This window comes from Streptomyces sp. SID13666 (genome assembly GCF_010548325.1).
Taxonomy (GTDB): Bacteria; Actinomycetota; Actinomycetes; order Streptomycetales; family Streptomycetaceae; genus Actinacidiphila; species Actinacidiphila fildesensis.
The window spans coordinates 141,755-152,970 of the sequence record NZ_JAAGLX010000008.1 but is presented as its reverse complement, the minus strand read 5'-3'; the positions used below and the strand labels follow the sequence as shown (position 1 = coordinate 152,970).

Below are 11,216 nucleotides of genomic sequence, written 5' to 3'. Positions count from 1 at the left end.
AGGCCTTCCGGCGGGACGACATGGGTGGGAAGGAAGTCGGGAGCGACAGTCACGGGCAGCTCCTCCGGGCACGGGTACGGGTACGGGTGGGGATGGCAGGCGAAAGCGCGGGGCGTTCGGCGCTACTTCCGCATGATCGCGGGTTCGTGCCGCCGCAGCAGCCTGGCGACCAGGAACCCCAGCACCGCCGAGAGGACGACCAGCATGCCCATGTTCAGCAGCCAGACCCCGGGCGAGTGCCGGAACAGCGGGTCCGAGGTGAGTTCCTGCGGCACGATCCGGTGCAGGCCCACCGTGCCCGCCATGGCGCCCAGCGCCCAGCGGGACGGCACCAGCCAGGACAGCTGCTCCAGCCCCGGCACGCCGTTCAGCTTCAGCAGCGCACCGCAGAACACGACCTGCACGATCGCGAGGAGGACCAGCAGCGGCATGGTGACCTCCTCCTTCCGCACGAGCGCGGACACGAACAGGCCCAGCATCATCGCGGTGAAGGCCAGCAACGCCACGGCGAGGGTGATTTCGAGGAGCGGTGGCAGGAACACCCCTTTCCCTCCAGGGGCGTTCAGATCCACGCCGAACAGCCCCACCATGGTCAGCACCACGGCCTGCACCACCGTGATCGTCCCGAGCACCACCACCTTCGACATCAGATACGCGGACCGGGACAGCCCGACGGCCCGTTCCCGCTGGTAGATCACCCGCTCCTTGACGAGCTCGCGTACGGCGTTCGCGGCGCCGGTCAGCACGGCTCCGACGCACAGGATCAGCAGCCCGTTCAACGCCGTCTCCTGGGTGAGCTTGCTGCCGGCCAGGGCGTGCGCCATCGCGCCCATCACGAACGGCAGGGCCACCATGATGATCAGGAACGTCCGGTCGGCCGTCAGCGCGGCCGCGTACCGCCGGACCAGCGTGCGCAGTTGCGCGCCCCAGCTCTGCGGCTTCGGCGGGGCGACCGGGACCCGCGCGGGCCCGGGGACGTGCTGCGGCTGCCGGGACTCCGTCGAGATGTACTGCCGGTGCAGCGGCGAGGCGCGGTACAGGCCCGACCAGTCGCGCTCCCCGTCGTTCTCGAACGCCTCGAAGGCCTCCGGCCACTGTTCGAACCCGAAGTACGCCAACGCGTCCTCCGGCGGCCCGTAGTACGCGATCTTCCCGCCCGGCGCGAGCACCAGCAGCCGGTCGCAGACGTCCAGGCTCAGCACGCTGTGCGTGACGACGATGACCGTGCGGCCGTCGTCCGCCAGGCCGCGCAGCATGTGCATCACCGAGCGGTCCATGCCCGGGTCGAGACCGGACGTCGGCTCGTCGAGGAAGAGCAGGGACGGCTTCGTCAGCAGCTCCAGCGCCACGCTCACCCGCTTGCGCTGGCCGCCGGAGAGGCTGTGGATGGGCTGGCCGACCCGCTGGCCGAGTCCCAGCTCCTGGATCACCTCGTCGACCCGTGCCTGCCGCTCCGCCTTGACGGTGTCCTCGGGGAAGCGCAGTTCCGCCGCGTAGCCGAGGGCCCGCCGCACGGTCAGCTGCGAGTGCAGGATGTCGTCCTGCGGTACGAGGCCGATGCGCTGGCGCAGCTCGGCGTAGTCCCGGTACAGGTCCCGGCCGTCGTAGAGGACGGTGCCCTCGTCCGCGGGGCGCTGCCCGGTCAGCGCGTTGAGCAGCGTCGACTTGCCCGCGCCGCTCGGGCCGACCACCGCCAGCAGGCACTTCTCGCCGACCGGGAAGGAGATCCCGTCCAGCAGCGTCCGGTGGCCCTTGTCGATCCGTACCGCCAGGTCCTGCACGTCCAGCGACACCTCGCCGGTGTCGACGAACTCCTGGAGTTCGTCGCCGACGAGGCAGAAGGCGGAGTGACCGATGCCGACGATGTCGCCGGGGATCACCGGGGCGCGGGCCACCGGCTGGCCGTTGAGATAGGTGCCGTTGTGGCTGCCCAGGTCGACGATCTCGTAGCCGTCAGGACCCGCCCGCAGCTCGGCGTGCCGGCGCGAGACCACCAGCTCGTCGATCACCAGGTCGCTGTCGGGAGCGCGGCCGATCCGCACCGTGCGGGCCGTCGAGGGCAGCGGCCGCACGGAACTCGGCCGGCGGAACGTACGGGTGGCGGCGGGATGCGAGACGGACGACGGCCGCCGGACCTCCGCCGGGTGCACCACCGCCGGTCTGCTGAGGACCGCCAGCGGTCCGTCGTCCGCGTCACCGAACCGGATCACGCTGCCGGGGCCGACCGAGGACAGCCGCACCCGCTGTCCGTCGGCGTACGTGCCGTTGGTGCTGTGGTCGTCCTCCAGCATCCAGTGGCCGACGGCGGGCCGGAGGACCGCGTGGTGCCAGGAGACCCGGTCGTCGCTCAGCACGACGTCGCTCTGCGGATCGCGCCCGATACGGTAGGACCTGCTCGGTTCCATCACCTGAGAGTCGCCGTCAGCTTCGACGACGAGCTCGGGTGCGATGGGAGTGACCGGTCGGTCTTCCATGGTCAAATTTTACGGCGGGGAGCCGGGCCCCGCCCGTCGGCAGGCGCCCGTCGGCAGGCGCCCGTCGACAGACGCCCGTCACCGGCCGCGCCGGTGATCACCGAGGGATCACCGGCCGATCACCTTCGGATCACCGGCCATGGGGTGGCATCGGAGGCCGGCTACCGCTGCGTATCCTCGGTTGCCGGGGCGAAGCGGATCGTGGAGGTATGAGGTGGAATTCCGGCTGCTCGGATCCGTCGCCGTGGTCACGGAGAACGGGGACGTGGCGCTGGGGCCCGCCAAACGCTCCAGCCTGCTGGCCATGATGCTGTTGCGGCCCAATACCCCGGTGAACGTCAGCCAGCTGATCGGCGCCCTCTGGGAGGACGAGCCGCCCGCCCACGCCAAGACCGTCCTGCAGGGCCATGTCTCACGGCTGCGGGCGGTGCTCGCCGAGCACGGAGCGTCGGCGTACGGGGTCGAGCTCGCCACGCAGGGGACGGCGTACACCCTGCACCTGCCGGAATCCCTGGTGGACGCCCATCGCTTCGAAGAGCTCGTCGCGCTCGCCGGGGTGCAGCGGCGGCCCGCCGACGCCGTGCGGATGCTGCGGGAGGCGCTCTCCTTCTGGCAGGGACCCGCGCTCACCGGGACCGTGCAGAGCCGGCCGCTGGAGGCGGCGGCCGGCGGGCTGGAGGAGCGGCGGCTGGCCTCGGTGGAGGCGCTCGCCGACGCGTACGGGCAGCTCGGCGAGCACGGCCGGGCCGCCGCCGTGCTCCGCACCGAAGCCGTCGCGCACCCGCTGCGGGAGACCCTGGCGGCCGCGCTGATGCTGGCGCTGGGCCGCTCGGGGCGCCAGTCGGACGCGATCGGCTGGTACCACCGCACCCGGCGGCTGCTCGCCGAGGAGCTCGGCGTGGACCCCGGCGAGGCGCTCGGCGAGGCGTACGCGACGCTCCTGCGTTCCGCGGAACCCATGCCGGCCCAGCGCCCCGCCCTCCACACCGCGGTCGCGGTCCCCGAGCAGCTGCCACGGCCGCCGCGCGGATTCACCGGACGGGGCGTCGAACTGGCGTCGCTCGCCCGGGCCGTCGATGCCGGGGACGCGCCCGTCTGCCTGGTCACCGGGCCCGCCGGCGTCGGCAAGACCGCCTTCGCCGTGCACTGGGCGTACGACCGGCGCGCCGACTTCCCGGACGGACGGCTCTTCGCCGACCTGCGCGGCTTCAGCGACACCCCGGCGCCCGAAGCCGGCGCCGTACTGCGGGAGTTCCTCCTGGCACTCGGTACCCCGGCGCAGCGGATACCGGAGACCGCCGACGCGATGGGCGCAATGTTCCGCTCCCTCACCGCGGACAGCCGGCTCCTCGTCGTCCTCGACAACGCGCGCTCCTCCGAACAGGTCCGGCCGCTGCTCCCCGGCGGTGACCGCTGCACGACGCTGGTCACCAGCCGCGACCGGCTCGGCGGCCTCATCGCCTCCGACGCGGCCCGGCCGGTACCTCTCGGACACCTTCCGCCGGCCGACTCGGTGGCGCTGCTCCGCAGCGTGCTGGGCGCGGATCGGGTCGCCGCCGAGCCCGGCGCCGCCGTGCGGCTGGCCGGACTCTGCGACGGGCTGCCGCTCGCCCTGCGGGTGACGGCGGCACGGCTGGCCGAGCGGCCGCAGTGGACGCTCGACGCGATGGTCGGCGAACTGGCCGACGAACAGGGCTGTCTGGCCCTGCTGAACATCGAGGACACCGGGGTCTCGGCCGCACTGCGGCTGACGCTGCAGCAACTGCCCGAGCCGGCCGCCCGGATGTTCCGCGCGCTCGGCCTGCACACGGGATCCGACCTGGACCGTTTCGCGGCGGGCGCGCTCGCCGGGACGTCCCCCGCACAGGCCTCCGCCGACCTGGACCGGCTCGCCGCGGCCCATCTGCTCACCGAGACCGTCCCCGGCCGCTGGACGCCGCACGACCTGGTCCGCCTCTACGCCCGCCATCTCGCCCCGCAGGCGGACCCCCAGGGCCTGCACCGCCTCATCGACCACTACCTCTACACAGGGCTCGCGGCGGACGCCGCCGCCGAACCCGGTTCCCAGCCCTGCTACTCGCTGCCCCCGGACTTCCGACGGCCCCCGGCGACCAGGGAGTTCGAGGACCGTGCGGCGGCGCTGGCCTGGTACGAGGCGGAGCGTCCGGCATTGGAGGGCGCGGTCGCCGCGGCCGTCGCGATGGGCCTGCACGACCGGGCCTGGCGGCTCGCCGTCGTGCAGTGGCCGCTGATGCTGTGGCGGATCAGGGACGGCTGGGTGCCGCTCCTCCGGACCGGGCTCGAATCGGCGGAGCACGTGGGCGACCTGGACGCGCAGTCGCGGGTGCGGGCGCTGCTCGGCTGGGTGCTGCACGAGGAGGGCCGGGACGCCGAGGCGCTCGTCCAGCTGGAGCAGGCGCCCGAACTGGCCGCACGGGCGGGCGACGCGATCAGCGAGGCGGTGGCCTACGTCAACCTCGGGGCCGTCCTGGACTCCACCGGTGACCACGTCCGGGCGGGGGAGCTGATGACCCACGCGGTCACGCTCGCCGCACGGACCGGCCATCCCCCCACCCAGGTGCTGACCCTCCAGCATCTGGCGAGGCACTGCATCGCCACGGAGGCGTACGAGGAGGCGCTCGCGCACACGCTGTCCGCGGCGGAACTCGTCTCCCCCGACGCGGTGGTCGGCCGGGCGATGCTGCAGATCGTCCGGGGCGAGGCGCTGGCCGCCCTCGGCCGTCCCGACGAGGCTGCTGACCAGCTGAAAGGGGCTGCGGCAGCAGCCGAAGCGGCCGGGTTCACGGAGGGCTCGGCACGGGCCGCGGAACTGCTCTCACGGCTGTCAGCCGATCGTTAGCGGTACGTAAGCGGGACGGCAGCGCGCCACCGGAAGGTTGTATTCAGCACCGAATGCGTGCGCCGACCATCCATTACGGGGAGATCCACCGTGCGTATCCACCGCAAGAACACCATCGCCGCCGCCGCCGTTGTCGTCGCCGCACTCTCGCTGGGCCTGACCGCCTGCGGCGGCAACGACACCGACGCGAAGGCCGCGGGGACCCCGAGCGCTTCGCAGACCCCCTCGGACACCGCGTCGAAGCCGGCGGCCGGCACGGCGGGCACCGGGGCGACGGCGGACCCGGCCGCGTCCAAGAGCAAGACGGGCTCCACCACCGGCACCGGCGGTAAGAACTCGACCGGCTCGACGGACACGTCCAAGGTCCCCGCCTGCGGCTACAAGGACGTGAAGATCACGATGGCGAAGGCGGACGAGACGCCCACCGAGCACATCGTCCTGACCGCCCTCAACACCTCCGGCCGCTCCTGCCGCCTCCTCCAGTACCCGCTGATCGCCTTCGGCGACATCCAGACCGCCAAGGACATCCCGGCCGTCGCGAAGAGCAAGCCCGCGACCCCGATCGTCCTGAAGTCCGGCGAGCCGGCCTACGCGAACGTCCGCGTCGGCCTGGGCGGCGTGCACGAGAACAACAAGGTCGTCACCACCTTCAACGTCAACCTCTTCGCCGCCAACGGCCCCGCCGAAGGCAGCCGCGTCGTCACCGCCCCCTCGGGCGGCCTCTCCGTCGACGAGTCCGTCGCGAAGACCGGCTACTGGACGTACGAGCTCCGCAACGGCGCCGACGAGTTCTGAGCGCCGCGTGCGAGCGCTACGGACCATCAGGTCGACCGGATTCGACGTCTGATTCCCGCCGGACCCCGCGGCGGCAATGGCGCAGGCTCAAGGCATGTCATCTCGCTTTGATTCCAAGGTAATTGTCGTCACCGGGGGAAACTCCGGAATGGGAAGGGCCGTCGCGGAACGCGTCGCGTCCGAAGGGGCCGCTGTGGTGATTGCCGCGCGGCGGAAGGATGTCGGGGAGGAAGTCGCCGCGGGGATTCGCGCCGCCGGTGGGCGGGCGGTGTTCGTGGGGGCCGATGTCACCGTTGAGGAGGAGGCCGCCCGCGTGGTGGAGGTCGCGGTGGCGGAATTCGGGCGGCTGGACGGGGCTTTCAACAATGTCGGCGGGGTGAATGCGTTCGGGCCGGTGCAGTCGATCGACGCCGACGGCTGGCAGGCGGATATCGCGCACAATCTGTCGACCGTGTTCTACGGGCTCAAGTACCAGATTCCGGCGATTGTCGCGGCCGGTGGTGGCGCGATCGTCAACAACGCGTCCAATCTCGGCGTCGTGGGAATGGCCGGGGTCTCGCCGTACGTGGCGGCGAAGCACGGGGTCGTCGGGCTGACGCGGGCGGCGGCGCTGGAGACCGCCGAGCAGGGGGTGCGGGTCAACGCGCTGGTGACCGGGGGAGTGGACACTCCGCTGTTCCGGGCCACGATGGGCGCGACACCGGAGGCGGTGGCGGCGATCGCCGCGATGCACCCGATGGGGCGGATCGCGCTCCCTGAGGAGATCGCCGCGTTCACCGCGTTCCTGCTGAGCGACGAGGCGGCGTTCATCACCGGCGCCGCACTGGCGGTCGACGGCGGCTTCACGGCCCGCTGAGGGCCGCCCCCGGGGGCATCACGGCCGCAGGGTCAGTTCGAACCAGACGGTGCGACCGGCCGGACCGCCCGTGATGCCCCAGTCGGCGGCGAGGACCTCGACGAGGCCGAGGCCGCGGCCGCCCTCCCCGTTGCCGTGCAGCACCCGCGGGATCTCGCGGCTGCCCTGGTCGTGGACGGCGATGCGCACGGTGCCCGCGGGGAAGCCCAGTTCGACGGTGAAGCCGCCGAGCGGATCCCCCGACCTGGTGTGCAGGATCGCGTTGCTCGCCAGTTCGCTCACCAGGAGCACGGCGTCGTCGATGACGTGGCGGTAGCTCGGGTCCGCGAGGACCTGGGTGACGTAGCGGCGGGCGGTGGAGACATGGGCCGGGGTTCCGGGGAAGGTCCGGAAGGCCGTCCCCGGCGGGCCCGGAGCCGGGGCAGGGACCTGCGCGGGGATCGCGGCCGGGACCGGGCCGGAAGGGGCCGTAGGGGCCGCTAAGACGGGGACGGCGGCAGGGAGCACGTTCCGCCCGAATGCGCCTGGCTGCTGCTTCATGAGCGGTCCTCTTCCTGTGGGACCACCCGCAGTGCGAGCAGCGTCAGATCGTCCTGCGGGGAGCCGCCGGCGAATTCCATGACCTGTTGCTCCACCGTGCTCACCACCGCCTCCGCGGACAGGCCGCGGGTCCCGGCCAGGGCCGTGAGCAGCCGGTCGTCGTCGAAGAACGACCGGTTACGGTCGCGGGCCTCGGTGACGCCGTCCGAATACATCAGCAGGACGTCCCCGCCCCTCAGGACGAGTTCCTCGACCTCGGCCTCCGGGGATGGGCACAGCCCGAGCGGCCGGCCGCCGCCCCGGGCGAACCCGACCGTGCCGTCGGCCCGCAGTACCGCGGCGGGCAGATGCCCGGCGCTGGCCAGCCGCACCCGGGCCAGACCCCGCTCCGCCCGGACCTGGGCGACGACGGCGGTCACGAACCGGTCGGTCGGATGCTGCACGGCCATCGCGTGGTTGACCTTCTCCAGCACCACGTCCGGGCGCTCCTCCCAGACGCTCAGGGTGCGGATGCCGTGCCGCACCGCGGCCGTGACGGACGCGGCCTCGACGCCCTTGCCGCAGACGTCGCCGACGACCAGGCCCCAGCCGCCGAGGGTGGCGAACGCGTCGTAGAAATCGCCGCCCACCTGCGGGCCGTCACCCGGCGGCCGGTACAGGCCGGCCACCTCGGTGAACGGGATCTCCGGCAGCTCGGACGGGAGCAGGCTGAACTGGAGCACCTGCGCGGCGTTCTCCTGGCGGCGGTGGTCCCGTTCGGCGAGCAGCGCCATCGCGAGGTGCTGGCCCAGCTCCTCCAGCAGACCGAGATCGGGGAGGGTGAAGCCGTGGGACCCGCCGCGGCGCAGCAGGACCAGCGCGCCCAGCGTCTCGGGACCGCTGCCCAGCGGTACGCCCAGGACCGGGCCCAGGGGGCGCGGAGTGACGCTGTCGACGGGGGGCGCCGGTTCGAGCAGGGCGGCGCCGGAGGCGATGACGGCACGGGCCACGCGCTGCGCCGTGGCCGTCGACGCCTCGCGGCCGGCCCGGGTCCCGGGCCGGGGACCGGGTGCCGGGCGGGCGTACGGCGGCGCGTCCGCGGGCATCGCCGCGACCTGGTGCGGGGTCCCGGCCCGGACGAGGAAGAAGATGACCCGGGCGGAGAACTCGTTCGCCAGCAGGGTCGCGGCCCGTTCCAGCAGCCCGGGCCCCGGCCGCAGCGGTTCGCCGACCAGCAGCCGCGTCATCCTGCAGACGACGTCCAGCCGCCGTACGCCCATGGCGACTTCGTCCCGCTGGGTCGCGGTGTCCGGGCTCCGGTCGCGGATGCTCGTGCGGTTCGAGCTGGCGATCGCACGGTGGACGGTGCCGGCGGCGACGTGGTCCGTGCGCGCGGCATCGTCGCGGGGAAGGCGGGGGTCGTGGGCGTCCGGGGATTCGGCGGAGTCCGGGGACAGGACGACGGCGGAGATCAGCTGCCGGGCGCCCGGCGGGGTCCGCAACTGGGCCAGTTGGATCCGCACCGCGCTCGTTCCGTCGGTGCTGGTGAGCAGCAGGGGCAGCGGTCCGGGCCGGGCGCCGCGCCGCGCGGCACCGAGCGCCGACCGGAAGACCCGGCGGTACCCCGCCTGGACCCGCGCCGCCAGCGGCTGCCCGGTCAGCTGCTCGCCGGTGCTGCCGAGCAGCCGGGCCGCCTCGTCGTTGGCGCGGTGGATGGCGCCTTCGGGGCTGAGCAGGAACACCGGGACGGGGAGTTCGCGGAAGGTGGTGTTGAGCATCTGCCACTCGCGGTCGGCGCCCTCGACGCGCTGGGCGATCCGTTCGCCGTGCGCGTGCAGCTCCTCCATGCAGGTCCGCAACTCGTCCTCGGCGACTTCCAGTTCGACGAGTGCCAGGTCGAGTGCGCCGAGGATGTCCGCGGGGCGGCCGTCGCGGCGCCCGCGCAGATCGGAGATCCGCTCGCTGAGCGCGCTCAGTTCCTGATGGAACTCGGCCAGGTCCCAGGATCCTGGACCGTGGGCAGCCGGCATCACTCCGCTGTTCCGGGGCTGGACAGAAGCGCCCCCGGGCCCGGTGCGCGCTGGGTGAGCTGTCATTAACTCAACGTAACGCAACCCGTATCGGACTCGGGCAGAATCGCTGAGCGGCTTGACGTGTTGAGGTGGAACCGGTATTGCGGAACGCCGCCCGGTCCGCCGCCGGTGAGGGCGGTGGACCGGGCGGCGCTACCGGTCGGATCAGCGGTTCAGTTGCTCAGCGGTTCAGCGGTTCAGCGGTTCAGCAGTCCCCGCGGTTCAGCGGTGGCCGAGGCCGCGGTCGATGGCGGCGATCAGTTCACCGTCGGCGGTGTCGCCGTCCAGGGACCAGACCATGGCGCCGCCCAGTCCGTGGTCGCGGATCCAGGACGTCTTCGCCTTGAGGACCTGGGGGTCGTCGTAGGTCCAGAAGTTGGTGCCGTCGTAGAGCCACGCGAAGCCGTTACGGGTATCGCGGTACACGTGGTAAGTGCCCGAGGCCGCAAGGGCCTTGAGGGCGTGGTAGTCCTCGTTGCCGGGCTGCCAGGTGGCGGGGGCCGGGCCGGTGGACGGTTGGTAGAGGCCGTGCGTGCCGCCGTCGGGGACGCCGGTCCAGCCCTGGCCGTAGAAGGGCACGCCGAGGACGAGCTGCCGGGCGGGCGCGCCGCGCTTCAGCCAGTCGCCGACGGCCTGCGCGTCACTGAACTCGTTCGGAACAGGGGAGTTCCGGGGAGTGGTGAGCGCCGACTGCTGGTTGGTGGTGGCCTCGTAGGGCCCGTGGAAGTCGTAGCCCTGGACGGTGCCGAAGTCCAGGTAGTTGAAGATCTTGCGGGCCTCGAAGCCGGCGTCGATCTTGGCCGGGGCGGCCGGGAGGAACGCCGACAGGTCGTAGTGCCGGTGCGTCCGGCGGCCGTACGCGTCGAGCTGGCGGCGGAACTCGGCGGTGAGCGCCGTGAAGTTCTTCTTGTCCTCCGGGCGGTAGACGGTGCCGGTGTTGCCGGCCGAACCCGGCCACTCCCAGTCGATGTCGATGCCGTCGAACAGGCCCGCGGCGGACCCGGGGCCGCCCTTGCCGTCGAGCAGCGGCAGGTTGCCCTTGATGAAGACGTCGATGCAGGACGCGACGAAGGCGCTCCGCGAGGCGGGCGTGAGCGCCGCGTCGGAGAAGTTCGTGGACCAGCCCCAGCCGCCGATCGAGATCATCGTCCTGAGGCGCGGGTTGGCCTTCTTGAGCTCGCGCAGTTGGTTGAAGTTGCCTGCCAGCGGCTGCTCCGCGGTGTCGGCGGTGCCGTCCACGGAACTCGCGGCGTCGAGCGGGCGCTGGTAGTCGGCCCAGGCGTCGCCCTGGCCGGGCACGTTCGCCTCGAAGCACTTGCCGTCGGTGCCGATGTTGGCGAAGGCGTAGTTGAGGTGGGTCAGCTTGGCGGCGGTACCGCTGGTCTGCAGATTCTTGACCTGGTAGTTGCGGCCGTAGATGCCCCACTGGGTGAAGTAGCCGACCCGCTTGTACTCCGGGCCTTGGTGATGCCCGGGCTGGTGCGCGCTGGCGGCGGTGGTGAGCGCGGGCAGCCCCACCACCAGGGACAAGGAGCAGGCGGCGACGGCCAGCCTGCCGAGAAATCTTCGACGCATGGGGCTCTTTCCTGTGCGTGAGCCGGGAATGTAGCCGTGCTGTGCGGGGAGCGCTGTGCGGGAGT

At 72.5% G+C, this 11,216-nt stretch carries 7 protein-coding genes; 3 read left to right on the top strand and 4 right to left on the bottom strand.

The features are described from left to right. Window positions 1-122: 122 nt before the first annotated feature. On the bottom strand, window positions 123-2,474 hold the full coding sequence (locus G3I60_RS14445) for an FHA domain-containing protein (protein ID WP_138351059.1): 2,352 nt from the start codon (window positions 2,472-2,474) through the stop codon (window positions 123-125). Between the two features lie 214 nt (window positions 2,475-2,688). Here G3I60_RS14445 and G3I60_RS14440 point away from each other — a divergent pair, with 214 nt between their 5' ends. The 3 genes from G3I60_RS14440 to G3I60_RS14430 all read left to right on the top strand — a co-directional run bounded on the left by G3I60_RS14440 (window position 2,689) and on the right by G3I60_RS14430 (window position 6,985). Next, window positions 2,689-5,334 (top strand): BTAD domain-containing putative transcriptional regulator, encoded by a 2,646-nt coding sequence (locus G3I60_RS14440; protein ID WP_164295307.1) that lies wholly within the window; start codon window positions 2,689-2,691, stop codon window positions 5,332-5,334. A gap of 90 nt (window positions 5,335-5,424) precedes the next feature. After that, window positions 5,425-6,129 (top strand): DUF4232 domain-containing protein, encoded by a 705-nt coding sequence (locus tag G3I60_RS14435; protein ID WP_164295306.1) that lies wholly within the window; start codon window positions 5,425-5,427, stop codon window positions 6,127-6,129. Window positions 6,130-6,205: 76 nt separating this feature from the next. Continuing rightward, on the top strand, window positions 6,206-6,985 hold the full coding sequence (locus G3I60_RS14430) for an SDR family oxidoreductase (protein ID WP_343241292.1): 780 nt from the start codon (window positions 6,206-6,208) through the stop codon (window positions 6,983-6,985). 18 nt (window positions 6,986-7,003) lie between these two features. On the opposite strand, the gene G3I60_RS14425 is transcribed toward G3I60_RS14430, so the two are convergent. The 3 genes from G3I60_RS14425 to G3I60_RS14415 form a co-directional block, all read right to left on the bottom strand. Then, window positions 7,004-7,525, bottom strand: coding sequence for an ATP-binding protein (locus G3I60_RS14425; protein WP_164295305.1), 522 nt, complete (start codon window positions 7,523-7,525; stop codon window positions 7,004-7,006). Further along, on the bottom strand, window positions 7,522-9,534 hold the full coding sequence (locus G3I60_RS14420) for a SpoIIE family protein phosphatase (RefSeq protein ID WP_164295304.1): 2,013 nt from the start codon (window positions 9,532-9,534) through the stop codon (window positions 7,522-7,524). The genes G3I60_RS14425 and G3I60_RS14420 overlap by 4 nt, the downstream gene beginning before the upstream one ends. A 264-nt stretch (window positions 9,535-9,798) precedes the next feature. Continuing rightward, window positions 9,799-11,151: a glycoside hydrolase family 18 protein gene (locus G3I60_RS14415; RefSeq protein ID WP_138351055.1), complete on the bottom strand. Its 1,353-nt coding sequence runs from the start codon at window positions 11,149-11,151 to the stop codon at window positions 9,799-9,801. Between the last annotated feature and the right edge of the window lie 65 nt (window positions 11,152-11,216).

Excerpts from the sequence above, each read along its gene's own strand:
- G3I60_RS14445 (WP_138351059.1), bottom strand. The coding sequence starts at position 2,474 with ATGGAAGACCGACCGGTCACTCCCATCGCACCCGAGCTCGTCGTCGAA.
- G3I60_RS14430 (WP_343241292.1), top strand. The coding sequence starts at position 6,206 with ATGGCGCAGGCTCAAGGCATGTCATCTCGCTTTGATTCCAAGGTAATT.
- G3I60_RS14420 (WP_164295304.1), bottom strand. The coding sequence starts at position 9,534 with ATGCCGGCTGCCCACGGTCCAGGATCCTGGGACCTGGCCGAGTTCCAT.
- G3I60_RS14415 (WP_138351055.1), bottom strand. The coding sequence starts at position 11,151 with ATGCGTCGAAGATTTCTCGGCAGGCTGGCCGTCGCCGCCTGCTCCTTG.
- G3I60_RS14425 (WP_164295305.1), bottom strand. The coding sequence starts at position 7,525 with ATGAAGCAGCAGCCAGGCGCATTCGGGCGGAACGTGCTCCCTGCCGCC.